Genomic DNA, 26,449 nt, shown 5'->3' with positions numbered 1-26,449 from the left:
CGTACCGTTTTGCCCGGCAGGCGCGACATTCGCCCGTCGGCTACCGCAGTTTGCAGTTGTTCCCCTTTCCAGAAATGACAGGAGAAGCGCCATGCAATTGAACGGAAAAGTCGCACTGATTACCGGCGCCGCCAGCGGCATCGGCAAGGAGATCGCCCTGGTCTACGCCCGCGCCGGCGCGGCGGTGGCCATTGCCGACATCAATCTGGACGCCGCCCGCAAGACGGCCGACGAGATCGTCACCGCCGGCGGCAAAGCCATCGGAGTGGCGATGGACGTCACCAATGAGGACGCGGTCAACCAGGGCACCCAGCAAGTGGTGGACGCCTTCGGCCAGCTGGACATCCTGGTGTCGAATGCCGGCATCCAGATCGTCAATCCCATCGTCAATTACAGCTTCGCCGACTGGAAGAAAATGCAGGCCATCCATGTGGACGGCGCCTTCCTCACCACCAAGGCCGCGCTGCCGCACATGTACAAGGATGATCGCGGCGGCGTGGTGATCTACATGGGTTCGGTGCACTCGCACGAGGCCTCGCCGCTGAAGTCCGCCTACGTCGCCGCCAAGCACGCCCTCTTGGGTCTGGCCCGCGTGCTGGCCAAGGAAGGCGCGCCGCATAATGTGCGCTCGCATGTGATCTGCCCCGGCTTCGTGCGCACCCCGCTGGTGGACAAGCAGATTCCGGAACAGGCCAAGGAGCTGGGCATCAGCGAGGACCAAGTGATCAAGCGCGTGATGCTGGGCAACACCGTGGACGGCGTGTTCACCACGGTGGACGACGTGGCGCAGACCGCGCTGTTCCTGGCCGCCTTCCCCAGCGCCGCCCTCACCGGCCAATCGTTCGTGGTCAGCCACGGCTGGTTCATGCAATAAGGAGCCATCATGGCGCTGGATAAACTCAATCCGGCCTGCCACGCCGACGCCGGGATCTACCACAGCCCGGCGCTGCCGCCCGACCACCGCTATCAAGTGGTGGCGCTGGTGCTGCAGGGCGGCGGGGCGCTGGGTGCCTATCAGGCTGGCGTCTACCAGGGGCTGGCCGAGGCCAAGCTGCACCCGAACTGGGTGGCCGGCATTTCCATCGGCGCGCTGAACGCCGCCATCATCGCCGGCAATCCGCCGGAGAAACGCGCCGAGCGGCTGGAACAGTTTTGGACCACCATCAGCCGCCAGCCGCTGCTGCCGCCCAGCCCGCACAATCTGCTGGAGCCGAGCCATCCGCTGCCTCCGGTCGTCCAGGGCTGGCTGAATGGCCTGGAAGCCTGGCGCGCGTTGACCGAGGGCCAGAACGGCTTCTTCGTGCCGCGCTCGCCGTTGCGGCACCACGCCGGCGGCACCGCCAGCTTCTACGACACCTCGCCGCTGAAGAGCACGCTGGAGAGCCTGGTGGATTTCGACCGGCTGAACGACAGCGGAGAGATGCGGGTATCGGTGGGCGCGGTCAATGTGAAAAGCGGCAACTTCGTCTATTTCGACAACACCCGCGACAAGCTGCGCGCCGAACACTTCATGGCCTCCGGCGCCTTGCCGCCGGGCTTCCCGGCGGTGGAGATAGACGGCGAGTACTACTGGGACGGCGGCATGGTGTCCAACACCCCGCTGCAGCAAGTGCTGGCGGCCAAGCCGCGCAAGCATTCGCTGGTTTTCCAGGTGGACCTGTGGAATGCGCGCGGCGCGCTGCCGGAGGACTTGTCCAAAGTGGCGATCCGGCAGAAAGACATCCAGTTCTCCAGCCGCACCCGGATGATCACCGGCTATATGAAGGAAACGCAGCAGTTCCGCCAGATGCTGCGCGCCGTGATGGAGCTGGTGCCGGAGGAACAGCGGCAGGCGCCGGCCTACCGACGCGCCGCCGAACAGGCTTGCAGCCGCTTGTTCAACGTGGTGCACCTGATTTATCAGGACAAACCCTTCGAAGGCCATTACAAGGACTACCAGTTCAGCGCCAGCACCATGCGCGACCACTGGAGCAGCGGCCTCGACGACATCCGCTCCAGCCTGTCGCATCCGGAATGGCTGCGCATGCCGCCGCCTGAGCAACCCTTCATCACCCACGACGTGCATCGCCACGCCTGATCTTGCAAGCGCTTGCAGGCTCCCGCCCGGGAGCCTTTTTGCTGCCGTACCCAGGCGATTTGCTATGCTTGAGCAGTGCGACAGGGCGGGTAGTCACGATGGAATGGATAGCGGTGTGACGGGATGGATGAAATGGTGCTTGCTGGGGATGAGCTTGTGTCTGCAAATCGCGGCAGCCGAACCAGCCGTACGCTTGCTCACCGAGGACGATCCGCCGTTCAACTACCCGAACGAACATGGCGGCGTCACCGGCATTTCCACCGAGATGGTGACGGAAACCTTTCGCCGCGCCGGCATTCCCTACTCGATTGAGATCATGCCCTGGCTCAGAGCCTATAACCTGGCCCAGGTCGACTCGAAAACCTGCCTCTACTCCACCACCCGCAACGATGAACGCGAAAAACTGTTCCTGTGGGTAGGCCCATTGCTGAAAAACGACTGGGCCGTGTTTGCCGGACCGCACAGCCCGGCCAGCGTGCAGGACATGGCCGCCCTCAAATCCTTCAGCATAGGCGGCTATCGCGGCGACGCGGTGGCGCAGTATCTGCAAAACCGCGGGTATAAAATCGAATACACCTCGGATGATGTGCTGAACCTGCGCAAGCTGATGGCCGGCCATATCGACTTCTGGGCCTCCGGCATCTATCACGCCCACTTCCTGGCCGAACGTGAGCGCTTGGGCCCTCTGCGCCAAGTGGCGACCTTCTCTTCCAGTTACCTGTATCTGGCCTGCCACCCGCAAACGCCGCCCGCCATCCTGGCGCGGCTGAATGCCGCGCTGGACGCCATGCGGCATGATGGCTTCATCGACGCGCTGAAGAAACGCTACCTGACCTCGCAGTAAAGCCGTGTTTCGCACGGGCAGAGAATATTATGCGGCATGCGCCACTCTATGATTCGTCGTGAAACGCACCTCAGCGCAAGCGCTCGTCAAACGTCAACCGCCGCTAGACATTTAACCGGCGACAAACGAAGATGCCGATACGATGAAACTACCGAGAACCAGCATCGAGCAATGGCGAATCCTCCAGGCCGTGGTGGACTATGGCGGCTTCGCCCAGGCCGCGCAGCAGCTGTATCGCAGCCAATCCGCCATCAGCTACACCATTGCGCGCCTGCAAGAACAAATCGGCGTCGCCTTGCTGGAGCAAGAGGGACGCCGCATGCGGCTGACGGAAGCCGGCGCCGCGCTGTTGCGCGATGCCATTCCGATTGCCGATAGCCTGGTCAAGCTGGAAGAACGCGCGCAGACGCTCCGTCAAGGATGGGAGGCCGAGATACGCCTGGCCGTCGATTCGCTGTACCCAACCGAACCGCTGCTCAAGACGCTAGAGCAATTTGCGCTTCTGCATACCGGAACGCGGCTGCAGCTGCACGAAACCGTCATGTCCGGCACCGATGACGCCCTATTCAACGGCAAGGTCGACTTGGCCATTGGCGGCATGGCGCCGCCCGGCTTTCTGGGGGACTGGTTGTTGGATGCCGAATTCATCGCCGTGGCCGCGCCTCAGCATCCTTTGCACCAACTCGGGCGCGAACTGCATATGGACGAGCTGGCGGAACATACCCAAGTCGTGGTGCGGGACTCCGGTTCGCGCGAGCCGCGCGACGCCGGCTGGCTCGGCGCCAAGCAGCGCTGGACCGTGAGCCGGGTTGAAACTTCGATTGAAACCGTGCGCGCCGGGCTCGCCTATGCCTGGCTGCCCAAACATCGCATCGCTCAGGAGCTGGAGACGGGCGCGCTGCGGCCGCTGCCGCTGGCGGCAGGACAGCGCCGCTTCGCCTCGCTGTACCTGATTTACGCGGACCCGGCCGCCACCGGGCCGGCCACGCGGGCATTTGGCCAGCTATTGCAAGAAACGACCGCGGCATGGCGCGAACGCTGCCATACCGAAGCCTAGGCCGCGCTATTCGGCCGTGCTGACAATGCGGATCTGACCGGACAATACCTTGTGAATCGGGCATTGATTGGCGATCTCGGTCAGCCTCGCCTTCTGCTCTGCGTCGAGCTGACCGATATAGCGCATATGCCTCTCCAACACGAAAGCGCCATCGCGCTCGGCATATGCTACCCGCACGTCGACGTCCGCCAAATCCCATGCCTTGCGCTTGGCGTACAAGGCCAGGGTCAGCGCCGTACAGGCACCCAGCGAAGCCGCCAACAACTGGTGCGGAGTAAAGCCGGTGTCTTCGCCGCCGATCGCCGGCGGCTCGTCCGCCAGCAGGGTATGGTTTCCTGCCATCACCACTTGTTGCAGTTTTCCGCTGCCGCGAGTCACTTTCACTTCCATTGCACGCTCCTGGGGGCTGTCATTTGCTCGGCGGCAGGTCGAACCACAACACCTCGGCCTGTGCGCCATCGCTCAGCTTCAAATCGGCGCCGCCGAACACTTTGACGCCGTCGCCGGCCTCCAGCGGATAACCATTCAGCAGCACGCTGCCGCGCGCCACGTGCAAATAGCCATTGCGCCCGTTCTGTTGCGACCATTCGATCTCTTCCTCGCCGTCCACCAGCGCCGCATACAGGCTGGCATCTTGGTGAATGCGCAAGGAATCATCCCGCCCATCCGGCGAAACCACCAGGCGTAACTTGCCGCGCTTCTCTTCGCTGCTGAAGTGGCGTTGCTGATAACTCGGCGTCAGGCCCTTACGGTCCGGCAAAATCCAGATTTGCAGGAAGTGCACCGGTTCGGCGTGGGAGTGATTGAACTCGCTATGGGAAATGCCATGCCCGGCTTCCATCATCTGCACGTCGCCGGGGCGGATCACCGAGCCGGTGCCTAAGGTGTCCTTATGCTCCAGCGCGCCGTCCAACACATAAGAAATGATCTCCATATCGCTATGCGAATGGGTGGTGAAACCCGCGCCGCGCGCCACCGTATCGTCATTGATCACCCGCAGAACGCTGAAGCCCATCTGCTCAGGGTTGTAGTAGTGGGCAAAGGAAAAGGTATGCCAGCTGTTGAGCCAGCCATGGTTGGCGTGGCCGCGTTGATTGGCTTTGAGGACTTGCAGCATGGTCGTTTTCCTTTCAGGCAAGGGGTTGATGGCTGTAGTTTGAACCCTAATTAATTGAATGAAAAACGCAAAAAACAGTAGATATCAATCGAAATTATTAATCATTCAGTTTCACTCCATGCAGCAGCCGCGGCCGTTCCATGTCCTAGCGATCTGCCTTCTTGCAACGGCATCCCTCCCCGCATTTCTAGATACTTCAATGGCGGCATCCAATCCGTCCGTAACCTTTTCATTCTGCGCGGGAGCGGCAGCGTTGCCATGATGATCGAACCGGTTGATGTACTGCTCGCCGGTACACAGGTAGCCATGCCGCGAGCGCGGTGGTTCAGTTAGACGGTGTACTTTCCGACGCTCTTCGCCCCCAAGCTCTTGAGAAGTTCAATCGAACAAAAGTATGATGATGGAATTGGGAATGGTTAAAACAAAGATACATCCGCACACTGGCCCTTTCACGCCAGGCCATATTGGCCTCCAGCCATGCTGGCTCTAAGCCGTTATCCGCACATATCGACCGCCGCACCTTAATAACCACTGGAAAAACGATGAACAAAATGAAATCGGCACGATCTGAGTTGCAAGCATTTCGATGGCTATTCATCATTTCGGCACTGTGGAACTTCGCAGGGGCCATTCCCGGACTGTTCGATAGCGCAGGCATGTTCGCCCATGAATTTGGACGTCAATTGATTGATCCTGTTTTGATCGCTGTCTATAGAGGCGCGTGGGGCACTGCCTTTTTATATGGTTTCGGCTTCTTGATGGTCGCATACAACCCTATACGCCACACTGGCATCGTGCTTATGGGTGGCATTGGCAAGGCTCTGTTTGCACTGAACCTCCTATACATGCTTCAACATGGCTGGACCTCAAACTTCGCCATACTGGTGATCGTAGGTGACGCATTCTTTGTGGCAGCCTTTGTCGTGTATTTCGCCAAGCTGAGAAAACTTGGCGAAACAATCCTGTGACGATATCTCAAAAAAAAGAAGGGGCCTGCGGCCCCTTCTCTCTTGTCAGACTCCGACGAACTTTATTCGGAGCCGACGGACTTTATTCGCTCTAGTCAACACCCCAACTAACACCAATTACTCCACAGTCACCGACTTAGCCAGATTACGCGGCTTATCCACATCCGTGCCGCGCGACAGCGCCACATGGTAGGCCAGCATCTGCACCGGGATGGTGTGGACGATGGGGCTGAGCACGCCTACATGGCGCGGAGTGCGGATGACGTGCACGCCGTCAGATTCGCTGAAGTGGCTGTCGGCGTCGGCGAATACGAACAGCTCGCCGCCGCGGGCGCGGACTTCCTGCATGTTCGACTTCACTTTTTCCAGCAGCGCGTCATTGGGGGCGATCACCACCACCGGCATGTTCTCGTCCACCAGCGCCAGCGGGCCGTGCTTTAGCTCGCCTGCCGGGTAGGCTTCGGCGTGGATGTAGGAGATTTCCTTTAGCTTCAGCGCGCCTTCCAGGGCGATGGGGTAATGCAGGCCGCGGCCGAGGAACAGGGCGTCGTCCTTGGCGGCGAAGCGCTCGGACCAGGCCTTGATCTGCGGCTCCAGGTTCAGCGCGTGCTGCACGCTGCCCGGCAGATGGCGCAGTTCGTCCAAGTATTGCGCTTCGGCTTCAGCCGACACGCGGCCGCGCGCCTTGCCCAGCGTCACAGCCAGCGCGAACAGGCCCACCAGCTGGGTGGTGAAGGCCTTGGTGGAGGCCACGCCGATCTCGGCGCCGGCTCGGGTGTAGAACACCAGGTCGCTGGCGCGCGGGATGGCGGATTCGCGCACATTGCAGATGGACAGCGCGTACTGGTGGCCCAGCTCCTTGGCGTACTTCAGCGCCTCCATGGTGTCCAGCGTTTCGCCGGACTGCGAGATGGTGACGATCAGGTGCTTGGGATTGGCGAAGGCGTCGCGGTAGCGGTATTCGCTGGCGATTTCCACGTCGCACGGCAGGCCGGCGATGCTTTCGATCCAGTACTTGGCAGTCATGCCGGCGTAGTAGCTGGTGCCGCAGGCCAGGATCTTCACGCCTTCCAGTTGCGGCAGGATGCCGGCCGCGGCGTCGCCGAACAGCTCGGGGTTGAAACCGTAGTCCTGCACCGCTTCGATGGTGTCGGACAGCGCCTTCGGCTGCTCGTGGATTTCCTTCTGCATGAAGTGGCTGTACGGCCCCAGTTCCAGGGACGCCAGCGACACGTCGGACAGATGCACCGGGCGTTCGATGGGCTGATCATTCTTGTCTATCAGCTTGACGCCGTCGCGGGTCAGGTGGCCGATGTCGCCTTCTTCCAGGAAGATCACGCGGCGGGTGGCGGACAGGATGGCGGAAACGTCGGAAGCGATGAAGTTTTCACCCTCGCCCAGGCCCACCAGCAGCGGGCAGCCCATGCGGGCGCACACCAGCTCGTCCGGGCGGTCCAGCGCGATCACGCCAATGGCGTAAGCGCCAGTCAGCTCGCGGGTGGCTTGCTTCACTGCGTCGAACAGGCTGCTGCCCGACTGGTAATAGTGATGCACCAGGTGGGCGATCACTTCGGTATCGGTTTGGGATTCGAAGGCGTACCCCAGGTCCTTCAGGCGCTGGCGCTGCTGTTCGTGGTTCTCGATGATGCCGTTGTGCACCACGGCGATCTTGCCGAAGGAGATATGCGGGTGGGCGTTGTATTCGGTGACGCCGCCATGGGTGGCCCAGCGGGTGTGGCCGATGCCCAATTGGCCTTGCAGGCCGTCTTCGGCGGCGGCGCTTTCCATTTCCGCCACACGGCCGACGCGGCGCACGCGGCGGATCTCATCGCCGGCCAGCACGGCCACGCCGGCCGAGTCATAGCCGCGGTATTCCAGGCGCTTCAGGCCTTCTACCAGAATGGGAACGATATTACGCTGGGCGATGGCGCCAACAATGCCACACATTTACTTTCTCCTTGGACTGTCTTGAACGGTGGGCGCGCAAATCAGCGTCACGCCCTTCGCTTGAATGAGGTCTCTGGCCGCCTGCGGCAGACCGTCGTCGGTCACCAGCGTATGCACGCTTGCCCAGGGCAGTTCCAGATTGGGGATGCGCCGGCCGATCTTTTCCGACTCCACCATCACGATCACCTCGCGCGCCACTTCCGCCATCACGCGCGACAGGCCCACCAGCTCGTTGAAGGTGGTGGTGCCGCGTTCCAGGTCGATGCCGTCAGCGCCGATGAACAATTGGTCGAAGTCGTAGGAACGCAGCACCTGCTCCGCCACCTGGCCTTGGAACGATTCCGAATGCGGGTCCCAGGTGCCGCCGGTCATCAGCAGAATCGGCTCGTTTTCCAGCTCGCGCAGAGCGCCGGCGACGTTCAGCGAGTTGGTCATCACCACCAGGCCGCGCTTGTTGCCCAACAACGGAATCATCGCGCTGGTGGTGGTGCCGCTGTCTATGATCACGCGGTTGTGGTCGCGCAGCCGCTCGGCGGCGGCGCGGGCGATCGCTTGCTTTCGCTTCGAAACTTGTTCGACATCCGGCTCCGCCACCATCTCGCTGGGCAGCGACACCGCGCCGCCGTAACGGCGCAGCAGCAAACCGCCGGTCTCCAGCAATGCCAGGTCTTTGCGGATAGTCACTTCAGATGTGGAGAAACGTTGGGTCAGTTCTTCCACGCTGACTTCGCCCCGCTCCTGCACCAGCGTGGCGATGGCATGGCGGCGCTGCTGAGTGTTTCGTTTAGTCATCACAAGTTTCGATTCGAAAGTTTTTGCATACTACATTGATCGATCCCGGAACACAAGCCGATCGAGCAGGCGACTTGCAAGCGATTAACCATGGCGATTGCCACCCCAGTTGGCGCGCATGCCAAATCCATAAGCATATATTAATTTTTATTTAATGACATATAAATTTTTTGCAAATTGACTATCCAATGCGTATATTATGCGTCCTCTTCATTATGGGAGGTCAAAAACCATACAAAAAAAGATGTTACTCAAGTCAGTTACTGATTACCTTCCGTAAAAATTTGAACATCACCTTATAAAAATCTGATAAGTAAAAATAATCAGGAGAGCTTGCGTGGAAAAAGTAGGAGAAAGTATTTTTGAAGCGAATACAGAAATACTTAATTATTCAGAAAAATCAAAAAATACCACCCTCGCAAAACATAAATTCTCACCAGAGATAACAAAAAGTATCAAGACACTGTATCAGCTTAACAACTGGCGCGCACCGCTTGCAGTTATTTCTGATCACGGTACAATATTGCTATTTGCATGGCTGGCTCATAAATTTCCATTACTTATACCCATCTCCATCATAGTCATTGGATCAAGACAAAGAGCATTAGCAACCATTCTGCATGAGGCTTCACATCTCAGCCTATCTGAAAACAGAAATCTGGGAAAGATACTAGGAACCTTTCTTTCAGGGTACCTAATATTCCAATCCTGGGACTCATACAAGCAATCTCACGTTCTCAATCACCATCATTTCCTTGGCAACCAACATAAAGATCCTGATTACAGTTACTATATTTCATCTGGCGTATATAACCATCAGAGCAAAAAACAATTCATCTGGAAATATTTTTGGCGACCCATTCTATCTCTCAACACATTTTCAAATATCAAGTACCTACTCCGCCATAGATTATTAGAAAGCTCATCGCGGCAGGAGCTACTATTCATGCTCATCAGCCTGATAGGCTATACCATAATAGGAAGCAGCATCGCCGGGCCAGAGTTTATTCTTCTCTACTGGATACTGCCATACTTGACATCATTCCAAGCCATTAGCTGGTTTATTGAACTAGCCGAACACTACCCATTGCTTGGGAAGTCCGAGCTTGATATTTTTTCATCCAGAAACAGATTTGGCGGACTGCTTGAGAACCTGCTAACGGGCATGCATGGAGAGCGCTACCATCTCATCCACCACCTCTTTCCGCGCATCCCGTACTGGAATATAAAAAAAGCCCACGAAATTCTTATGCAAGATTCGACTTATAGGCAAGTCAATATCAACTTTGGCGGAATATTTACGACCACAACGGCAGCAAAGCCGCTTTGGCAATCTCGCAACTTCTTAGGCATTACACAATGACCCACACATCCAACAAAGGCATTCTTTTTGCTCTGACAGCAGCGCTGCTCAACTCCAGCATTGCTATTATTAGCAAATCTCTTCTGCCAGAATTAGCACCCGCCTTGATTGCCCTATACAAATCCGCTCTGGGCGCTCTCTTGTTGTGGATATTTGTTCGTCAAAAAACGCCATTAAAGCTTCCCGTCGTGCTGGCTTGCGCTTTCCTTGGAATTTTTTGCCTATTCTTCTTCGAGACCTCTGCGTATCAACATGAAAAAGCATCCAATGTCGTTTTTGCGATGATGGCATCCGCCACGGTCACAGCGTTTGCATGCGACCTTATCACCAAAAGAGAAACCGCCAGCTTAGGAAAATCGCTTGGATTACTGCTCTGCCTGGGTGGGATGGCGCTACTCTTAAACATAGAGAAGCCGGCCTCAATGATTGGGGTTTTGCTGGCCGCGCTGGCCGGGGTGGGGTATGGCGCTTTTTCCGTCGTGGCAAAAGCTAAAAAACTAGGAAGCGGCTTGGTTGTGACGCGCGCGCTATTGACTGCAGGCGCAGTTTATCTGATTGTACCCGCTGCGGTGACGGGTTTTAAAATTCCGACCTGGCATGCCCTAGCATTGCTGCTGGCGCTGGCCGCTCTGCCATCCATCTTGGGATTTTATTGCACAACCAAAGCCGTGGAACTCACCACGCCAACTCGCGTCCAGATCTGCGAGTTGTGCGAGCCTATCTTTGTGCTTGCCCTGTCGTTCTTGATACTAGGCGAACTACCTGCGGAAAAAAATCTACTGGGCTCAGCGATCATTCTCTTCGGCATCGCTTGCGCCAACTTCGATATCTTTAAAAAAGAAAAATCGGTAGCGCTGGCTTCATAGCCATCATCAGGCGGCCGGGCTGTCGCCTAGCCGCCTGATTCACCCTCAACCCTTCTTTTCCGGACGCTTCCAGCCCGGCACCGTCACCTGGCGCGCGCGCGCCACGGTCAGCTCTCCGGCCGGCGTGTTCTTGCTGATCACGGAACCGGCGCCTATGGTCGAGTCCTTCTCCAGCACCACCGGCGCCACCATCAGTGTGCCGGAGCCGACGAAGACGTTGTCGCCGATGATGGTCTTGAACTTGTTGACGCCGTCGTAGTTGCAGGTGACGGACCCGGCGCCGACATTGACCTTGCGGCCGATCTCGGCGTCGCCGATATAAGTCAGGTGATTGACCTTGGAGCCTTCGCCGATCTTGCTCTTCTTCACTTCGACAAAGTTGCCGATGTGAACATGAGCGGCCAGGTCGGCCCCCGGACGCAGGCGGGCATACGGGCCGATCTTGCATGCCTCGCCGACCACGGCGTCTTCCAGGTGCGAGAACGGCGCGATCTTGGTGCCTGCGGCGATGCGCACATTCTTCAGCACGCAGTGCGCGCCGATTTCAACGTTATCGCCCAGCTCCACCGCGCCTTCGAATACGCAGCCAACGTCGATGCTGACGTCCATGCCATGCTTGAGTTCGCCGCGGATATCGATGCGCGCCGGGTCGGCCAGCGTCACGCCGGCTTCCAGCAACGCGCGCGCCTGGTTGGCCTGCAGAATGCGTTCCAGTTCGGCCAATTGCAGCTTGTTGTTGACACCGGACGCCTCCCAGCTGGCGTCCACGCTGGCGCTTTCCACCGCCACGCCGGCCTTCACCGCCAGCTCCAGCACATCGGTCAGATAGTATTCGCCCTGGGCGTTGCCGTTTTTCAGCGCACTAAGCCAGCCGGCCAGTTGCGCATTCGGCAGCACCATCATGCCGGTGTTGATCTCGCGGATGGCCAGCTGTTCCGGCGTGCAATCCTTGTGTTCGACGATGGCCTTCAGCTTGCCGTCGGCGCCGCGCAGCATGCGGCCATAGCCGGTGGCGTCGGCCAGCACGTCGGTCAGCACCGCCATGCCTTGGCCTGCGGCATCCACCAGCTTTTGCAGCGTCGATGCCTTGGTCAAGGGCACATCGCCGTATAGCACCAGGGTCTTGCCGTCTGCCGGCAAGTGCGGCAGCGCCATTTTCAGCGCATGGCCGGTGCCCAGTTGCTCGGCCTGCTCAGCCCAGACCAGGTCGGCATCGCTAATGTGGGCGCGCACCTGGTCGCCGCCGTGGCCGTACACCACCACCAGGCGGGAAGGATTCAAGCCGCGCGCGGTGCGAATCACGCGCGCCAGCATCGGTTCGCCGCCTATCGGGTGCAGCACTTTGGGCATGCAGGAATACATGCGCTTGCCCTTGCCCGCGGCAAGGATGACGATACTCAAACTATCCATATCAAAAATCCTAAAACCATATCAGGCCACGAAAACACACGAAGACCAACGCTTGCCGCAGCCGATTCGTCCGAGCCGCGCGTCGCGCTGGCCAGCGTAACGCAATGCTCCGAGCACTGCCATTTCGTGTTTTTTGTGGATTTCGTGGCTAAAAAACCGTTTTACAGATCGGCAAAAATGAAAAAGGCTGCCACTTGCGTGGCAGCCTAGCACTATACACGATTACATATCACGCAATCAGTGAGCGCGCTTCTTGAGGTAATCCAGCGTCTTGAGCTCGGCAATGGCCACCGCCAGGGCGGCGTGGGCCTTGGCCGTGCTCATGTCGTCGGTCGCGTGCTTGAGGGCATCCTCGGCAGCGCGTTTCGCCTCATTGGCGCGGGCCTCATCGAGATCCTCGCCGCGAATCGCCGTATCGGCAAGCACGGTGATCAGGGTCGGCTGCACTTCCATCATGCCGCCGGACACCGCCACCAGTACTTCTTCCTTGCTGCCCGGCACCTTCAAACGAAGCACGCCGGGCTTGATACGGGTCAGGAGCGGCACGTGTTGCGGGTAGACGCCGATCTCGCCTTCCGTTGCCGGCGCGACGACGAATTCCGCCTCGCCGGAGAAGATGAGTTGCTCGGTGCTAACCACTTCCACACGCATCTTGGACATCCGCCCTCTCCTTAGTTAAGGGTCTTGGCTTTCTCGGCAGCTTCTTCGATCGAACCCACCATGTAGAACGCTTGTTCCGGCAGGTGGTCGTATTCGCCAGCGAGAATGGCCTTGAAGCCCTTGATGGTTTCGCGCAGCGGAACGTATTTGCCCGGGGAACCGGTAAACACTTCTGCCACGTGGAACGGCTGGGACAGGAAGCGCTGGATCTTACGGGCGCGAGCCACGACCAGTTTGTCTTCCTCGGACAGTTCGTCCATACCCAAAATCGCGATGATGTCGCGCAGTTCCTTGTAGCGCTGCAGAGTGGACTGCACGCCGCGGGCAACGGAGTAGTGCTCGTCGCCAACCACCAGCGGGTCCAGCTGACGCGAAGTGGAGTCGAGCGGGTCCACGGCCGGGTAGATACCCAGCGAGGCGATGTCGCGCGACAGTACCACGGTAGCGTCCAAGTGGGCGAAGGTGGTCGCCGGGGACGGGTCGGTCAAGTCATCCGCAGGGACGTATACGGCCTGGATGGAGGTAATGGAACCATCCTTGGTCGAAGTAATACGTTCTTGCAGACGGCCCATTTCCTCGGCCAGCGTCGGCTGGTAACCCACCGCGGACGGCATACGGCCCAGCAGAGCGGACACTTCGGTACCGGCCAGGGTGTAGCGGTAGATGTTGTCCACGAACAGCAGAACGTCGCGGCCCTTGCCGTTTTCGTCCTTCTCGTCGCGGAAGTGCTCGGCCATGGTCAGGCCGGTCAGAGCCACGCGCAGACGGTTGCCCGGCGGCTCGTTCATCTGACCGTACACCATCGCCACCTTGTCCAGCACGTTGGAGTCCTTCATCTCGTGATAGAAGTCGTTACCTTCACGAGTGCGCTCACCCACGCCGGCGAACACGGACAGACCGGAGTGCGCCTTGGCGATGTTGTTGATCAGTTCCATCATGTTCACGGTCTTGCCCACACCGGCGCCGCCGAACAGACCCACCTTGCCGCCCTTGGCGAACGGGCACAGCAGGTCGATCACCTTGATGCCGGTTTCCAGCAGGTCGGTGGCGGCAGACAGCTCGTCAAACTTCGGAGCCGACTGGTGAATGGCACGACGCTTGTCGGTGGCAACCGGACCGGCTTCATCCACCGGGTTGCCCAACACGTCCATGATGCGGCCGAGGGTGGCGGTGCCCACCGGCACCGAGATCGGTGCGCCGGTGCTGGCAACCAGCATGCCACGCTTCAGACCGTCGGAGCTACCCATAGCAATGGTACGGACCACGCCGTCGCCCAGCTGTTGCTGAACTTCGAGCGTCAGGTCGGCGTCTACCAGCTTCAGGGCATCATAAACCTTCGGCATGGCGTCGCGCGGAAATTCCACGTCGATCACCGCGCCAATGATTTGTACGATTTTGCCTTGGCTCATTATCGCTTCCTAAAAATAAACTTTTACAGTTCCGTTGACGGTTACACCGCCGCGGCACCTGCCACGATTTCCGACAGCTCGGTCGTAATCGCCGCCTGACGCGCCTTGTTGTATACCAGGCGCAGCTGCTTGATGGTGTTGCCCGCGTTGTCGGTGGCGGCTTTCATCGCCACCATCCGCGCGGCCTGCTCGGAAGCCATGTTCTCGGCCAGAGCCTGATACACCACCGACTCCAGGTAACGACGCACCAAGAATTCCATCAGCGTCGGCGCATCCGGCTCGTACAGGTAATCCCACGAGTGCGAATGCTCCACCACCATATGGTGCGGCGTCAGCGGAAGCAGCTGTTCAAGTGCCGGCTCCTGCTTCATGGTGTTCACGAAGCTGGAGTAAACGATGTAGACCGCGTCCAGTTCGCCTTCGGCGTACTGCCTGAACAGAACTGTAAGCGGGCCAATCAGTTTTTCCATCTTCGGCACGTCGCCGAGATGGATCGCGCTGGCCACCACCTTGAGACGGGCGCGCTGGGCAGCCGCCAGGCCTTTTTGGCCCAGGCAGCAGACGTCGACTTCGACGCCCTGATCCTGCAGTTCCTTGACCTTGCCGAAGAAGCGCTTGAACGTGTTCACGTTCAGGCCGCCGCACAGGCCCTTGTCGGAGGAAACCAGGATGATGCCGGCGCGCTTGATCGTCTCGCGACGGGCAAGCAGCGGGTGACCAAGTTCCGCGTTCGCCTGAGCGAGGTGCGCCATAACCGTGCGCACCTTCTCGGCGTAAGGACGGGCAGCGCGCATACGCTCTTGCGTCTTGCGCATCTTCGAGGTCGACACCATCTGCATAGCGCGGGTGATCTTCTGCGTGTTTTGCACGCTGCGGATCTTGGTGAGAATCTCTTTACCGACTGCCATATCCTGAACCTTTCTCTAGCTACGACGTGAGTCGAAGGCTCAGTTGAAGCTGTAGCCAGCCTTGAACGATTCCATCGCCTTGGCCAGTACCTTCTCGTTGTCGGCAGACAGATCACCGGAAGCGTTCACAGCCTGCAGCACTTCGGCGTGGTTGGCACGCACGTAGGCCAGGAATTCGGCTTCGAAAGCCAGAGCCTTCTTCACCGGAACGTCTTCGTAGCTGCCCTTGTTCACGGCCCACAGGGTCAGCGCCATTTCCGCGGTGGACAGGGTGGCGAACTGCTTCTGCTTCATCAGTTCGGTCACGACTTCACCGTGGGACAGCTGCTTGCGGGTGGCTTCGTCCAGATCGGAAGCGAACTGCGCGAACGCAGCCAGCTCGCGGTACTGAGCCAGCGCCAGACGGATACCGCCGCCGAGCTTCTTGATAACCTTGGTCTGAGCGGCGCCGCCCACGCGCGATACCGAGATACCGGCGTTAATGGCCGGACGGATACCTGCGTTGAACAAGTCGGTTTCCAGGAAGATCTGGCCGTCGGTAATCGAAATCACGTTGGTCGGCACGAACGCGGAAACGTCGCCGGCCTGGGTTTCGATGATAGGCAGAGCGGTCAGCGAACCGGTCTTGCCCTTTACGGCGCCGCCAGTCAGCTTTTCCACTTCCTCTTCGTTGATGCGCGCAGCGCGCTCCAACAGACGGGAGTGCAGATAGAATACGTCGCCCGGGTAAGCTTCGCGGCCCGGCGGACGGCGCAGCAGCAGCGAGATCTGACGGTAAGCGACGGCTTGCTTGGACAGGTCGTCGTATACTATCAGGGCATCTTCGCCGATGTCGCGGAAGTATTCGCCCATGGTGCAACCAGCGTACGGGGCGATGAATTGCAGCGCGGCGGCTTCGGAAGCGGTGGCGGCCACGATGATGGTGTGACCCATCGCGCCGTGCTCTTCCAGCTTGCGCACCACGTTGGCAATCGAGGAAGCCTTCTGACCTACGGCTACGTAGATGCAGATGACGCCATTGCCCTTCTGGTTGATGATGGCGTCCAGCGCCACGGCGGTCTTGCCGGTCTGACGGTCGCCAATGATCAGCTCACGCTGGCCGCGGCCAACCGGAACCATGGAGTCGATGGACTTCAGGCCGGTTTGCATCGGTTGCGATACCGACTTACGGGCGATTACGCCCGGGGCGATCTTTTCGATCGGGGAGGACAGCTTGGCGTTGATCGGGCCCTTGCCGTCGATCGGCTGACCCAGCGCGTTCACCACGCGGCCAACCAGCTCCGGGCCAACCGGCACTTCCAGAATGCGACCGGTGCACTTGACTTCGTCGCCTTCGGAGATGTGCTCGTACTCGCCCAGCACCACAGCGCCGACAGAGTCGCGCTCCAGGTTCATGGCGAGGCCAAAGGTGTTGCCCGGGAATTCGAGCATTTCGCCCTGCATCACATCGGCCAGGCCGTGGATGCGGACGATACCGTCGGTCACGGAGATAACCGTGCCCTTGGTGCGAACTTCAGCGCCTTCAGCCAGATTCTGGATCTTGGCCTTGATCAGATCGCTGATTTCAGAGGGGTTCAACTGCATGATCTCTCCTAATTCTTGAGGCTTGCTGCCATGGCTTGCAGTTTGCCGCGCACGGAAGCGTCGATGACATCGTCGCCCACCGACACGCGAACGCCGCCAATCAGGTCGGCGTTCTCACGCACATCAAGACGCACGGTTTTGCCGTACTTCTTGGAAAGCGTGCGGGTCAGTTCGGCTTTCTGGTCATCGGACATGACAAAAGCGGACTCCACCAGGGCGTCCACGATGTCTTCCGATTGCGCCTTCAGCAGTTCAAACTGCGCGGCGATTTCCGGCAGCAGCGTCAAACGGGCGTTCTCGATCAGCGCGGCGATGAAGCGTTTTACGTCTTCGTTGCCACGGCCGCCGAGCACATCCAGCATCAGCGCCTCAACCTCTTGTGCGGTATGTTTCGGATTGGTAATGACTTGCACCAGATCCGGGTTATTCACCATGGCAGCCAGCCACGACAGCGCTTCCGACCATTGGCCGAGGGTGCCCTGTTCCGTGGCGAGGCTGTATACCGCTTCGGCGTAGGGCCTTGCGACGGTAATGAGTTCTGCCATGAGTTAATTAAAACTCCGCTTTGATGGAGGCAAGCAGGTCGGCGTGCTTAGCGGCGTCGATCTCCTTGCGCAGGATCTTCTCGGCGCCGGCAACGGCCAGGTCGGCTACTTGAGTGCGCAAAGTTTCCTTCACGCGCAGCACTTCCTGGTCGATTTCAGCCTTGGCGTCAGCCACGATGCGCGCACTTTCAGTGCGTGCCGCGTCTTTGGCTTCATCCACGATCTGGCTGGCACGCTTTTCGGCGGCAACCACGATCTCGGTAGCCTGCTGCTTCGCCTTGCGGATTTCGTCCGCTACGCGCTTTTCAGCCGCTTCCAGATCCTGCTTGCCACGTTCCGCAGCGGCCAAGCCATCAGCGATACGCTTGGCCCGCTCATCCATCATGTTGGTAAGCGGAGGCCAAACAAACTTCATGGTGAACCATACCAGGATGGCGAACGTGATCGCCTGGCCCAGTAGTGTTACGTTGAATTCCACGCTTGTTTTCCTCCAGAGTATGACTACAACAACCGTTTACCGATCCGTAGAAAACGGATTAGTGAGCAGCCTTAACGATAGCCAGGGCAGCGGACAGGAACGGGTTGTTGAAGGTGAACAGCATGGCAACACCAACACCAATCATGGAGATCGCGTCAAGCAGACCGGCGATGATGAACAGCTTGGTTTGCAGAACCGGGATCATTTCCGGCTGACGAGCGGAGGACTCGAGGAACTTGCCACCCAGAATGGCGAAACCGATAGCGGTGCCCAGAGCGCCCAGACCAATGATCAGGGCTGCAGCGATAGCGGTCATCGACTGGATCTGAGAAACGAGTGCTTCCATTGTGTATCTCCTAAGACTTAAAGCAAGGATGGTTGGTAAAAAAGTATGGTGAATCTACAGGTAAATCAGTGCGCTTCCACTGCCAGGCTCAGGTACACGATGGTCAGCATCATGAACACGAAAGCCTGCAGGGTGATGATCAGGATGTGGAAAATCGCCCACGGCGCGCCCAGCACCCACTGCAGGCCCCAGGGCAGCAGCGCGATCAGGATGAAGATCAGTTCGCCGGCGTACAGGTTGCCGAACAAACGAAGAGACAGCGAAATCGGCTTGGCCGCCAGTTCCACCAGCTGGAACACGAAGTTCAGCGGAGCCAGGATGATGGCGCCGATTGGGTTGGAACTATGGAACGGCGCGGTCAAGAGTTCCTTGCCCCAGCCGCCCAGACCCTTGGCCTTGATGGAGAAGCCGATGATCAGGATCATCACGGACAGCGACATGGCGAAAGTGGCGTTCACGTCAGCGGACGGCACCACGCGGAAATACACATGATGCGGCTCCAGGCCGAAGAAGGTGTAACCGATCCACTGCGCGGCCATCGGGAACAGATCCACCGGGAACAAGTCCATGAAGTTCATCAGGAACACCCAGCAGAAAATGGTCAGCGCCAGCGGGGCGATAACCTTGCTCTGGCCATGAAACACTTCCTTGACCTGGGTTTGCACCAGCTCGATGATCATTTCGACGAATAGCTGCAGACGGCCCGGCGCTTCGATGCTGGCGCGGCGCGCCACCATGGCGAACACGCCTACGAACAGGAAGCCCAGCAGCAGCGAGATGGAGAAGGTGTCAACGTGCAGGCTCCAGAAGCCGGCTGACGGATCCGAGTTCCAGAAGGTAAGGTGGTGCTTGATGTAATCGGTTGCGTTGCTTGCCATCGCTCTTTTCTCAATTTTTGATTAGAAGCCCGAAACCGTAGCCGGAGGTGGCGGCAATGAACCCACCGAGAAAACCGGCCACGGACAAATCCTTGAAACTGGCCAAAACCGCAGCACTTATCAGTACGGTCAGGCAAAACTTCACCGCCTCGGCCAGGAAATGCGCTTTGATCAAGGCCGCGGGCGGCACATGACGTTTGGCATAAGCAATCCTGGCATAAACCAGCGCCGGCCCGAGCACCGCCAGTCCGCCCAACACCGCGGACACGGCGACGGCCACATTGCCGCCACTGAGGAGTAGCGAAACGACTACAGCCAGACCGACCAGGCTGGCTTGTAGTCGCAGCACCCGCTTCACTTCCTGATAGACCATGATCGCCAGTGCAAAAAAACCGCTGGATTATAGGCTTCGCATTTGCGTTGCGTCAACTTTGCGCAATAGTGTTTTTTGCGCTGCAACAAGCTCATTTTTGAGGATTTTTTTGCAGCTTGGCCAATAGCGAATCGAGTTCGTCCAGGCTGGCATATTCTATGATCAGCTTGCCGTTGCCGCCGTTGGCATGACGAATGCTGACCCGGGCGCCGATGGCGTCCGAAACCTGCTCCTCCAGCCTGGAAACGTCTGGATCGGCGTGCTTTTGCTGCGGAGAAACTGTCTCTTTTTGCGCAACACGCTGCTGCACCCGGCGCTCCACCTCGCGCACCGACATGCCCTTGCGCACCACCTCGTTCGCCAGTTCCAGCTGGGAAACCGTGGGCAGGGACAACAGCGCGCGGGCGTGGCCCATCTCCAGCTTGCCCTCGTGCATCATCTGCTGCAGCGGCTGCGGCAGCACCAACAGGCGCAGCAGATTCGACACCGCGCTGCGCGAGCGGCCAACGGCGTCGGCCGCAGCTTCGTGGGTCAGGCCGAACTCGTCGATCAGCCGCTTGATGCCCTGCGCCTCTTCGATCGGGTCCAGTTCCTGGCGCTGGATGTTCTCGATCAGCGCCATCGCCAGCGCGGCCTCGTCCGGCACGCTCTTGATCACCACCGGCACTTCGGCCAGGCCGGCCTTGCGCGAGGCGCGCCAGCGGCGCTCGCCGGCGATCAGTTCGTAGTCGCCCAGGCCCAGCTCGCGCACGATCAGCGGCTGGATGATGCCCTGCACGCGAATGGAGGCCGCCAGCTCGTCCAGCGCCGCTTCATCCATGAAACTGCGGGGCTGGTACTTGCCGGGGCGGATGCTGTCTATCGGAAGCGTGGAAAGTCTGTCGTCCACCGCATCAACGGTGGACAGGAGCGCGTCGAGTCCGCGCCCCAATCCTTTGAGTTTGGCCATAGTGTCAGACGGTGGGAGTTGCGGTGGCGGGTTCGAGTCGTTCAACCAGTTCCTGCGACAGCGCCAGATAGGCCTGCGCGCCGCGGGAGTTGCGGTCATACGACAAACCCGGCAGGCCGTGGCTGGGCGCCTCGGCCAGGCGCACATTGCGCGGGATGACGGTCTGGAACACCTTGTCGCCGAAGTGGCGCGCCAGCTGTTCCGATACCTGCTGCGACAAGTTGTTGCGGGCGTCGAACATGGTGCGCAGCAAACCCATGATCTCGATCCTGGGATTGACCGCGGTGCGAACCTTGCGCAGGGTGGCCACCAGATCGGACAAGCCTTCCAGCGCGTAGTACTCGCAAACCATGGGGATCAGCACGCTGTCGGCGGCCACCAGGCCGTTCAGCGTCAGCAGGTTCAGCGACGGCGGGCAGTCGATCAGCACGTAATCGTACTGGCCGGCCACCTCGGCCAACGCGTTCTTCAGCCGCGCTTCGCGGGCCAGTTCGTTGACCAGCTCCAGTTCGGCGCCGCCGAGATTGCGATTGGCCGGCAACACATGGAAACCACCGGCCTTGGCGTCCTGCCGCGCCTCCTCGACAGTCGCCTCGCCCAGCAGCACGTCGTAGCCGGATTTCTCCAGCGACTGCTTGGCGATGCCGCTGCCCATCGTGGCATTGCCCTGCGGGTCCAGATCGACGATCAGCACCCGCCGGCCCAGCTCGGCCAAACCGGCCGCCAGATTGACGACGGTGGTGGTCTTGCCCACCCCGCCCTTCTGGTTGGCCACCGCGATCACGCGTGGATTCATTGCAGCACCATCCTCACCAGATGGCGTTCGGCGTCCAGCCCCGGCACCGTTACCGGCAGCACCTCCGAAACCGCCACGCCTTGCGGCAGCAAGGCGATTTCCTCATACGGATACACGCCCTTCATCGCCACATACTGGCCGCCTTCGGCCATCAAGTGGCGGGTCAGCTTGACGAACTCGGACAGCTCCGAGAACGCGCGGCTGGTGATGCGATCGAACTTTTGCTCCGGCTGGTACGCCTCCACCCGGTCAGTCATCACCTGCACATTCGGCAGGCCCAGCTCCAGCACCACCTGGCGCAGGAAGGTGGTTTTCTTGTGATTCGAATCCAGCAGCACCACTTGCAGGTCAGGCCGCGCGATGGCGGTGGGGATGCCCGGCATGCCGCCGCCGGAGCCCACGTCCAGCATGCGGCTGCCGCCTTGCAGATGCGGCACCAGGCTCAGGCTGTCCAACAGATGATAGCTGACCATGCGCTCTTCCTGGCGGATGGCGGTGAGATTGTAAGTCTGGTTCCACTTGACCAGCAGCGCCAGGTAGCGCTCCAGCAGGTCCAGTTGCGGTTCGGTCAGCTCCAGCGCCAGTTGCGCCAGCCCTTGTTTCAATTCGGCAATATGTTGTGTCATGCGGTCTTCGCGTCGGTGAAGCCACGCTTCAGGTGCACCATCAGCAGGGCGATGGCGGCCGGGGTGATGCCCTGGATGCGCGAAGCCTGGCCCAGCGTCTCCGGACGCTGCTGGTTCAGCTTCTGCTGCACTTCCTTGGACAGGCCCTTGACCAGGCCATAATCGATGTCGCCCGGCAGACGGATGTCTTCCAGATTATCGCGGCGCGCCAGCTCTTCGTTCTGGCGATTGATGTATCCCTGGTATTTGACCTGAATTTCCACCTGCTCGGCAACCTCGTCGGCCAGTTCCGGCGCGCCGGCGGCGGCTTCCGGCACCGTCATCAGCTCGCGGTACGGCACATTCGGGCGCTTCAGCAGGTCCTGCAGCGTGTATTCGCGTTCGATCTGCTTGCCCAGCACCTTTTCCAAGGCGGCCGGGTCCTGCAGCTTGGCCGGATGCACCCAGGTGGCGGCGAGGCGCGCCTTCTCGGCCTCCACCGCATCGCGCTTCCTGCAGAAGGCATCCCACTGCGCGTCGCCCACCACGCCCAGCTTGCGGCCCATTTCGGTCAGGCGCAGGTCGGCGTTGTCTTCCCGCAATTGGAGGCGGAACTCGGCGCGGCTGGTGAACATGCGGTACGGCTCGGACACGCCCTTGGTGATCAGATCGTCCACCAGCACGCCCAGATAGGCCTCGTCGCGGCGCGGGCACCAGGCGTCCTGCTCGCGGGCGAACAGGCCAGCGTTCAGCCCCGCCAGCAAGCCCTGGGCGGCGGCTTCTTCATAGCCGGTGGTGCCGTTGATCTGCCCGGCGAAGAACAGGCCGTGGATGGCCTTGGTCTCCAGCGAGGCCTTCAGGCCGCGCGGGTCGAAGTAGTCGTATTCGATGGCGTAGCCGGGACGCAGGATGTGGGCGTTTTCCATGCCGCGGATCGAGCGCACGGCCGCCAGCTGGATGTCGAACGGCAGGCTGGTGGAAATCCCGTTGGGGTAGAACTCGTGCGTGGTCAGGCCTTCCGGTTCCAGGAACACCTGATGGCTGTCTTTGTCGGCGAAGCGGTTGATCTTGTCTTCGATGGACGGGCAGTAGCGCGGGCCCACGCCTTCGATCACCCCGGTGAACATCGGGCTGCGGTCAAAGCCGCCGCGGATGATGTCGTGCGTGCGCTCGTTGGTGTGGGTGATCCAGCACGGCAGCTGCTTGGGATGCATCTCGCGCTTGCCGCGGTAGGAGAACACCGGCTCAGGCGTGTCGCCCGGCTGCTCTTCCATCACGCTGAAATCCACGCTGCGGCCGTCGATGCGCGGCGGCGTGCCGGTTTTGAGCCGGCCCACCGGCAGGTCCAGCTCGCGCAGACGCGCGCCCAGCGTGCTGGCGGCCTGGTCGCCGGCGCGGCCGCCGGTGTAATTTTCCATGCCGACGTGAATTTTGCCGGACAGGAAGGTGCCGGCGGTCAGCACCACGGTCTTGGCGCGGAAAGTGATGCCGATGGCGGTGATGGCGCCGGCGACGCGGTCGCCTTCGATCAGCAGATCATCCACCGGCTGCTGGAACAGCGTCAGATTGGGCTGGTTTTCCAGCATCTCGCGGATGGCGGCCTTGTACAGGATGCGGTCGGCCTGCGCGCGCGTGGCGCGCACCGCCGGGCCTTTGGACGCGTTCAGCGTGCGGAACTGGATGCCGCCGATGTCGGTGGCCAGCGCCATGGCGCCGCCCAGCGCGTCCACCTCTTTCACCAGATGGCCCTTGCCGATGCCGCCGATCGACGGATTGCACGACATCTGCCCCAGGGTCTCGATGTTGTGCGTCAGAAGGAGCGTATTGCAGCCCATGCGCGCTGCGGCCAGCGCGGCCTCGGTGCCGGCGTGACCGCCGCCCACCACTATCACGTCGTAGCTTGTCGGATAAATCATGGCGAAAGAGCAAATCAAGCGGAAAAACGGCCTATTTTACGCCAAATCCGTTTGACTGATAAGTCCTTGATTTCAATAAACCCGCGGCCGTCACCATATCGTCAAGCCACAGTCACCACAAGGTCATGTTTTGGACATCGCATTGTCAAACTCGACACCTAGCATAAGCTCATCACGACGAGGGGCAAAACATGCTGCTAAATGAACAACTTGCAAGCAGAAGCAAACCGCGACTGGCGGTCCGCCTGGCGCAGAGCGCCGAAGATATTCGCCGCGCGCAGAAACTGCGCTTCGAAGTGTTTGCCGGCGAAATGGGCGCCGAACTGGCCTCCCGCGATCTGGGCATAGACTGCGACGAATACGACGAGCTGTGCGACCACCTGATCGTAGAGGACCACAATACCGGCATGGTGGTGGGCACCTACCGCATGCTCTCCCCTACCGCGGCCCGCCGCGCGCCCAGCCTGTATTCCGAACATGAATTCGATCTCTCCCGCCTGTCCCACCTGCGCGACAACCTGATCGAAGTGGGCCGCTCCTGCGTGCACCGCGACTTCCGCTCCGGCGCGGTGATCGCCCTCTTGTGGTCCGGCCTGGCCGATTACGTCGCCAGCCAGAACGGCGCCTATCTGGCCGGCTGCGCCAGCGTGTCGCTGACCGACGGCGGCCATCAGGCGGTCAGCCTCTATCGCCAGCTGGAAGGCCAGTACCTGTCGCCGCCGGAATGGCGCGTCTTCCCCCACCTGCCGCTGCAGCTGGACCGCGTTGTCGACGACAGCGCCCCGGTGCCGCTGCCGCCGCTGATCAAGGGCTATCTGCGCGCCGGCGCCCATGTCTGCGGCGAACCGGCCTGGGACCCGGACTTCAACTGCGCCGACTTCTTCATGCTGCTGCCAATGAGCCGGCTGAATGCGCGCTACAACAAGCATTTTGTCGGCTAATGACCACCGCCAAGCAAAACGGCTGCGCCCCACCACGCAGCCGTTTACCTTGCGGTCGCCGCAGAACGGATACGCAAGTCGCGCTATTAATCACCGGCATAGATCTCGTGGTAGATTAACGACTTCCTCAAAATCGAAAGCCAGAACATGCGCAAGCCACGCGCGGACATGATCTTGCTGGCCACCCTGGCCCTGTCCTTGATCGGCCTCGTCCAAATATGGAGCCGGGCACTCCATTTGCATGCGCTTATCATTTTGATGCTGGCCATCGCCTGCACGATGTTTTACGGTGCCGCGCGCACCACTCGCGAAGGCGTGTTCCACAGCGCGAGGTTCAAAACCGCCATATCGAGAGCGGACCACCCTTTTCGCTTTCGGGTCCATATTGCAACCATCCTAACAATTGGCTTCGGCGCGCTTTACATCGGTGTCAGGCTCCTCCTGGCCATCAGCTAAGGCATGCGCTGCATTCAGCACAGCGCTCAAACCCGCAATGCTACAATCCCGCCATGGCTTACCTTTTCGAACCGATAGGCGTGATCCACTCGCCGTATCGGGAAAAATTCGGCATCCCGCGCCAGCCCTCGCTGGCGACGGCTGCCGGCGTCACACTGCAGCTGCTGCCGCCTTACAACCATCCAGACTGCGTGCGCGGGCTGGAAGCCTTCTCCCATGTCTGGATCAGCTTCGTGTTCCACCAGACGCTGGAACGCGGCTGGCAGCCGCTGGTGCGGCCGCCGCGGCTGGGCGGCAACGCCAAGGTGGGCGTGTTCGCCAGCCGCTCCACCCACCGCCCCAATCCCTTGGGGCTGTCGCTGGTGGAGCTGGTTTCGGTCTCGACGGAAGGCGGCGCGTCGCTGCAACTGGCCGGGGCCGACCTGCTGGACGGCACGCCGGTGCTGGACATCAAGCCGTACATTCCCTTCGTCGAGTCGCGCCCCGATGCGGCAGGCGGCTTTGTCGACGGCCCGCCGCCGCTGCTGCAGGTAGAATGGAGCGACGCCGCCCTGCGCCAATTGACCGAGCTTGAGCCGCCGCCCGGCTTCGCGACGCTGGTGGAGCAAGTGCTGGCCCAAGATCCGCGCCCGGCCTATCAGGACGATCCGCAACGCGTCTACGGCGTGATGCTGTATTGCTACAATGTCCGCTTCGGCATCGTTGCCAACAAGGCGACGGTGCTTGAAATTCTGCAAGAAAACCAAAACTAAATCGCATCTTCCCGGTCTTACTCGGGCAACTAAACCACTCAGGACAAAGAAAATGACCACTCGCGCGAAGACGATCGTACTCGCCTTCACCATGGTTTCCGTGTTGGCTACACCGTTTGCCGAGGCCGCGCGCCTGGGCAAGGGCAAGAGCGCAGGCATGCAGCGCTCCACGCCCACCCGTACCTATCAACCGAGCACGCCGGCCCAGGCGCCGCAGTCCGCCGGCGTGCCGGCTCCGGCTGCCGCCCCGGCACAGGCTCAACCGCAGAAGAGCGGCCCGGGCATCGGCACCGCGCTGGCCGCAGGCGCGGCAGGCGCGGCCGCCGGCTACATGCTGGGCTCCGCCGGCAGCGACAAGCAGCACGCCAATCAGCAAGCGGCGCCTCAGGACGCGGCAGGCAACGCCGCGCCG

28 protein-coding genes and 1 pseudogene are annotated in these 26,449 nt (G+C 60.3%); 11 read left to right on the top strand and 18 right to left on the bottom strand.

Annotated features, from left to right (window positions below):
* Positions 1-91 precede the first annotated feature (91 nt).
* The 4 genes from JHD59_RS13940 (at position 92) to JHD59_RS13925 (ending at position 3,978) form a co-directional block, all read left to right on the top strand.
* A complete protein-coding gene (locus JHD59_RS13940) occupies positions 92-874 on the top strand; it encodes a 3-hydroxybutyrate dehydrogenase (protein WP_199154679.1) in 783 nt (260 codons plus the stop codon).
* A 9-nt stretch (positions 875-883) separates the two neighbouring features.
* Positions 884-2,077, top strand: a complete 1,194-nt coding sequence (locus tag JHD59_RS13935; protein WP_199154678.1) for a patatin-like phospholipase family protein — start codon at positions 884-886, stop codon at positions 2,075-2,077.
* A gap of 154 nt (positions 2,078-2,231) precedes the next feature.
* The gene (locus JHD59_RS13930) at positions 2,232-2,921 is read left to right on the top strand and encodes an ABC transporter substrate-binding protein (protein ID WP_199154677.1); all 690 of its coding nucleotides are present in this window, start codon (positions 2,232-2,234) and stop codon (positions 2,919-2,921) included.
* Between the two features lie 142 nt (positions 2,922-3,063).
* Positions 3,064-3,978, top strand: coding sequence for a LysR family transcriptional regulator (locus JHD59_RS13925; RefSeq protein WP_103321277.1), 915 nt, complete (start codon positions 3,064-3,066; stop codon positions 3,976-3,978).
* A 6-nt stretch (positions 3,979-3,984) separates the two neighbouring features.
* On the opposite strand, the gene JHD59_RS13920 is transcribed toward JHD59_RS13925, so the two are convergent.
* A complete protein-coding gene (locus JHD59_RS13920; protein ID WP_199154676.1) occupies positions 3,985-4,368 on the bottom strand; it encodes an OsmC family protein in 384 nt (127 codons plus the stop codon).
* A 19-nt stretch (positions 4,369-4,387) separates the two neighbouring features.
* Positions 4,388-5,095 carry a pirin family protein gene (locus tag JHD59_RS13915; RefSeq protein WP_103321279.1) on the bottom strand — a complete coding sequence of 236 codons (708 nt, stop codon included), beginning with the start codon at positions 5,093-5,095 and terminating at the stop codon, positions 4,388-4,390.
* 542 nt (positions 5,096-5,637) lie between these two features.
* On the opposite strand from JHD59_RS13915, the gene JHD59_RS13910 reads away from it, so the two are divergent.
* Positions 5,638-6,063, top strand: a complete 426-nt coding sequence (locus JHD59_RS13910; protein ID WP_199154675.1) for a hypothetical protein — start codon at positions 5,638-5,640, stop codon at positions 6,061-6,063.
* A gap of 117 nt (positions 6,064-6,180) precedes the next feature.
* On the opposite strand, the gene glmS is transcribed toward JHD59_RS13910, so the two are convergent.
* Both glmS and JHD59_RS13900 read right to left on the bottom strand, forming a co-directional pair.
* The gene (gene glmS / locus JHD59_RS13905) at positions 6,181-8,010 is read right to left on the bottom strand and encodes a glutamine--fructose-6-phosphate transaminase (isomerizing) (RefSeq protein WP_199154674.1); all 1,830 of its coding nucleotides are present in this window, start codon (positions 8,008-8,010) and stop codon (positions 6,181-6,183) included.
* A complete protein-coding gene (locus JHD59_RS13900) occupies positions 8,011-8,802 on the bottom strand; it encodes a DeoR/GlpR family DNA-binding transcription regulator (RefSeq protein ID WP_103321283.1) in 792 nt (263 codons plus the stop codon).
* 337 nt (positions 8,803-9,139) lie between these two features.
* On the opposite strand from JHD59_RS13900, the gene gntB reads away from it, so the two are divergent.
* Together gntB and JHD59_RS13890 are read left to right on the top strand one after the other, a co-directional pair.
* Positions 9,140-10,165, top strand: coding sequence for a guanitoxin biosynthesis L-arginine gamma (S) hydroxylase (gntB, locus tag JHD59_RS13895; protein WP_199154673.1), 1,026 nt, complete (start codon positions 9,140-9,142; stop codon positions 10,163-10,165).
* Positions 10,162-11,031, top strand: a complete 870-nt coding sequence (locus JHD59_RS13890; protein ID WP_199154672.1) for a DMT family transporter — start codon at positions 10,162-10,164, stop codon at positions 11,029-11,031. The genes gntB and JHD59_RS13890 overlap by 4 nt, the downstream gene beginning before the upstream one ends.
* Before the next feature lie 45 nt (positions 11,032-11,076).
* Here JHD59_RS13890 and glmU read toward each other — a convergent pair whose 3' ends face one another.
* From glmU to mnmG, 14 genes are all read right to left on the bottom strand, one after another.
* Complete coding sequence (gene glmU / locus JHD59_RS13885) at positions 11,077-12,441, bottom strand: bifunctional UDP-N-acetylglucosamine diphosphorylase/glucosamine-1-phosphate N-acetyltransferase GlmU (protein WP_199154671.1); 1,365 nt, start codon at positions 12,439-12,441, stop codon at positions 11,077-11,079.
* Between the two features lie 237 nt (positions 12,442-12,678).
* Positions 12,679-13,101, bottom strand: a complete 423-nt coding sequence (locus tag JHD59_RS13880) for a F0F1 ATP synthase subunit epsilon (RefSeq protein WP_043620348.1) — start codon at positions 13,099-13,101, stop codon at positions 12,679-12,681.
* 11 nt (positions 13,102-13,112) lie between these two features.
* Positions 13,113-14,510 carry a F0F1 ATP synthase subunit beta gene (atpD, locus tag JHD59_RS13875; protein WP_103321286.1) on the bottom strand — a complete coding sequence of 466 codons (1,398 nt, stop codon included), beginning with the start codon at positions 14,508-14,510 and terminating at the stop codon, positions 13,113-13,115.
* Positions 14,511-14,551: 41 nt separating this feature from the next.
* On the bottom strand, positions 14,552-15,418 hold the full coding sequence (gene atpG, locus JHD59_RS13870; RefSeq protein WP_103321287.1) for a F0F1 ATP synthase subunit gamma: 867 nt from the start codon (positions 15,416-15,418) through the stop codon (positions 14,552-14,554).
* 39 nt (positions 15,419-15,457) lie between these two features.
* Positions 15,458-17,002 (bottom strand): F0F1 ATP synthase subunit alpha, encoded by a 1,545-nt coding sequence (gene atpA / locus JHD59_RS13865; RefSeq protein WP_043620354.1) that lies wholly within the window; start codon positions 17,000-17,002, stop codon positions 15,458-15,460.
* Positions 17,003-17,010: 8 nt separating this feature from the next.
* On the bottom strand, positions 17,011-17,547 hold the full coding sequence (locus JHD59_RS13860) for a F0F1 ATP synthase subunit delta (protein ID WP_103321288.1): 537 nt from the start codon (positions 17,545-17,547) through the stop codon (positions 17,011-17,013).
* Positions 17,548-17,554: 7 nt separating this feature from the next.
* Complete coding sequence (locus tag JHD59_RS13855; protein WP_043620360.1) at positions 17,555-18,025, bottom strand: F0F1 ATP synthase subunit B; 471 nt, start codon at positions 18,023-18,025, stop codon at positions 17,555-17,557.
* A gap of 58 nt (positions 18,026-18,083) precedes the next feature.
* Positions 18,084-18,371, bottom strand: coding sequence for a F0F1 ATP synthase subunit C (atpE, locus tag JHD59_RS13850; RefSeq protein ID WP_021474885.1), 288 nt, complete (start codon positions 18,369-18,371; stop codon positions 18,084-18,086).
* 65 nt (positions 18,372-18,436) lie between these two features.
* Entirely contained in the window at positions 18,437-19,249 is an 813-nt protein-coding gene (atpB, locus tag JHD59_RS13845) for a F0F1 ATP synthase subunit A (RefSeq protein ID WP_103321289.1), read from the bottom strand.
* A gap of 10 nt (positions 19,250-19,259) precedes the next feature.
* Positions 19,260-19,622 carry an ATP synthase subunit I gene (locus JHD59_RS13840; protein WP_103321290.1) on the bottom strand — a complete coding sequence of 121 codons (363 nt, stop codon included), beginning with the start codon at positions 19,620-19,622 and terminating at the stop codon, positions 19,260-19,262.
* 91 nt (positions 19,623-19,713) lie between these two features.
* A complete protein-coding gene (locus JHD59_RS13835; RefSeq protein ID WP_199154670.1) occupies positions 19,714-20,571 on the bottom strand; it encodes a ParB/RepB/Spo0J family partition protein in 858 nt (285 codons plus the stop codon).
* Between the two features lie 4 nt (positions 20,572-20,575).
* Positions 20,576-21,367 carry a ParA family protein gene (locus tag JHD59_RS13830; RefSeq protein WP_103321292.1) on the bottom strand — a complete coding sequence of 264 codons (792 nt, stop codon included), beginning with the start codon at positions 21,365-21,367 and terminating at the stop codon, positions 20,576-20,578.
* Positions 21,364-21,993 carry a 16S rRNA (guanine(527)-N(7))-methyltransferase RsmG gene (gene rsmG, locus JHD59_RS13825; protein WP_043620377.1) on the bottom strand — a complete coding sequence of 210 codons (630 nt, stop codon included), beginning with the start codon at positions 21,991-21,993 and terminating at the stop codon, positions 21,364-21,366. The genes JHD59_RS13830 and rsmG overlap by 4 nt, the downstream gene beginning before the upstream one ends.
* Positions 21,990-23,888: a tRNA uridine-5-carboxymethylaminomethyl(34) synthesis enzyme MnmG gene (gene mnmG, locus JHD59_RS13820; protein ID WP_199154669.1), complete on the bottom strand. Its 1,899-nt coding sequence runs from the start codon at positions 23,886-23,888 to the stop codon at positions 21,990-21,992. The genes rsmG and mnmG overlap by 4 nt, the downstream gene beginning before the upstream one ends.
* A 191-nt stretch (positions 23,889-24,079) precedes the next feature.
* On the opposite strand from mnmG, the gene JHD59_RS13815 reads away from it, so the two are divergent.
* The 4 genes and pseudogenes from JHD59_RS13815 to JHD59_RS13800 form a co-directional block, all read left to right on the top strand.
* Entirely contained in the window at positions 24,080-24,829 is a 750-nt protein-coding gene (locus JHD59_RS13815; protein WP_199154668.1) for a GNAT family N-acetyltransferase, read from the top strand.
* 147 nt (positions 24,830-24,976) lie between these two features.
* Positions 24,977-25,285 carry a hypothetical protein gene (locus tag JHD59_RS13810; protein WP_199154667.1) on the top strand — a complete coding sequence of 103 codons (309 nt, stop codon included), beginning with the start codon at positions 24,977-24,979 and terminating at the stop codon, positions 25,283-25,285.
* Between the two features lie 53 nt (positions 25,286-25,338).
* Positions 25,339-26,037: a tRNA (N6-threonylcarbamoyladenosine(37)-N6)-methyltransferase TrmO gene (tsaA, locus tag JHD59_RS13805; protein WP_199154666.1), complete on the top strand. Its 699-nt coding sequence runs from the start codon at positions 25,339-25,341 to the stop codon at positions 26,035-26,037.
* A gap of 52 nt (positions 26,038-26,089) precedes the next feature.
* Positions 26,090-26,449: pseudogene (locus JHD59_RS13800) on the top strand (Tim44 domain-containing protein); the annotation flags it as partial.

Source organism: Chromobacterium sp. ASV23 (genome assembly GCF_016428945.1).
Lineage (GTDB): Bacteria > Pseudomonadota > Gammaproteobacteria > Burkholderiales > Chromobacteriaceae > Chromobacterium > Chromobacterium sinusclupearum.
This window is presented reverse-complemented; position numbering and strand designations above follow the sequence as displayed.

Excerpts from the sequence above, each read along its gene's own strand:
- atpA (WP_043620354.1), bottom strand. The coding sequence starts at position 17,002 with ATGCAGTTGAACCCCTCTGAAATCAGCGATCTGATCAAGGCCAAGATC.
- atpG (WP_103321287.1), bottom strand. The coding sequence starts at position 15,418 with ATGGCAGTCGGTAAAGAGATTCTCACCAAGATCCGCAGCGTGCAAAAC.
- mnmG (WP_199154669.1), bottom strand. The coding sequence starts at position 23,888 with ATGATTTATCCGACAAGCTACGACGTGATAGTGGTGGGCGGCGGTCAC.
- JHD59_RS13935 (WP_199154678.1), top strand. The coding sequence starts at position 884 with ATGGCGCTGGATAAACTCAATCCGGCCTGCCACGCCGACGCCGGGATC.
- atpE (WP_021474885.1), bottom strand. The coding sequence starts at position 18,371 with ATGGAAGCACTCGTTTCTCAGATCCAGTCGATGACCGCTATCGCTGCA.
- JHD59_RS13835 (WP_199154670.1), bottom strand. The coding sequence starts at position 20,571 with ATGGCCAAACTCAAAGGATTGGGGCGCGGACTCGACGCGCTCCTGTCC.
- JHD59_RS13920 (WP_199154676.1), bottom strand. The coding sequence starts at position 4,368 with ATGGAAGTGAAAGTGACTCGCGGCAGCGGAAAACTGCAACAAGTGGTG.
- JHD59_RS13925 (WP_103321277.1), top strand. The coding sequence starts at position 3,064 with ATGAAACTACCGAGAACCAGCATCGAGCAATGGCGAATCCTCCAGGCC.
- JHD59_RS13915 (WP_103321279.1), bottom strand. The coding sequence starts at position 5,095 with ATGCTGCAAGTCCTCAAAGCCAATCAACGCGGCCACGCCAACCATGGC.
- rsmG (WP_043620377.1), bottom strand. The coding sequence starts at position 21,993 with ATGACACAACATATTGCCGAATTGAAACAAGGGCTGGCGCAACTGGCG.
- JHD59_RS13815 (WP_199154668.1), top strand. The coding sequence starts at position 24,080 with ATGCTGCTAAATGAACAACTTGCAAGCAGAAGCAAACCGCGACTGGCG.
- glmS (WP_199154674.1), bottom strand. The coding sequence starts at position 8,010 with ATGTGTGGCATTGTTGGCGCCATCGCCCAGCGTAATATCGTTCCCATT.
- tsaA (WP_199154666.1), top strand. The coding sequence starts at position 25,339 with ATGGCTTACCTTTTCGAACCGATAGGCGTGATCCACTCGCCGTATCGG.
- atpB (WP_103321289.1), bottom strand. The coding sequence starts at position 19,249 with ATGGCAAGCAACGCAACCGATTACATCAAGCACCACCTTACCTTCTGG.
- JHD59_RS13900 (WP_103321283.1), bottom strand. The coding sequence starts at position 8,802 with ATGACTAAACGAAACACTCAGCAGCGCCGCCATGCCATCGCCACGCTG.
- JHD59_RS13880 (WP_043620348.1), bottom strand. The coding sequence starts at position 13,101 with ATGTCCAAGATGCGTGTGGAAGTGGTTAGCACCGAGCAACTCATCTTC.
- JHD59_RS13840 (WP_103321290.1), bottom strand. The coding sequence starts at position 19,622 with ATGGTCTATCAGGAAGTGAAGCGGGTGCTGCGACTACAAGCCAGCCTG.
- JHD59_RS13940 (WP_199154679.1), top strand. The coding sequence starts at position 92 with ATGCAATTGAACGGAAAAGTCGCACTGATTACCGGCGCCGCCAGCGGC.
- glmU (WP_199154671.1), bottom strand. The coding sequence starts at position 12,441 with ATGGATAGTTTGAGTATCGTCATCCTTGCCGCGGGCAAGGGCAAGCGC.
- JHD59_RS13860 (WP_103321288.1), bottom strand. The coding sequence starts at position 17,547 with ATGGCAGAACTCATTACCGTCGCAAGGCCCTACGCCGAAGCGGTATAC.
- JHD59_RS13810 (WP_199154667.1), top strand. The coding sequence starts at position 24,977 with ATGCGCAAGCCACGCGCGGACATGATCTTGCTGGCCACCCTGGCCCTG.
- JHD59_RS13910 (WP_199154675.1), top strand. The coding sequence starts at position 5,638 with ATGAACAAAATGAAATCGGCACGATCTGAGTTGCAAGCATTTCGATGG.
- JHD59_RS13830 (WP_103321292.1), bottom strand. The coding sequence starts at position 21,367 with ATGAATCCACGCGTGATCGCGGTGGCCAACCAGAAGGGCGGGGTGGGC.
- JHD59_RS13890 (WP_199154672.1), top strand. The coding sequence starts at position 10,162 with ATGACCCACACATCCAACAAAGGCATTCTTTTTGCTCTGACAGCAGCG.
- atpD (WP_103321286.1), bottom strand. The coding sequence starts at position 14,510 with ATGAGCCAAGGCAAAATCGTACAAATCATTGGCGCGGTGATCGACGTG.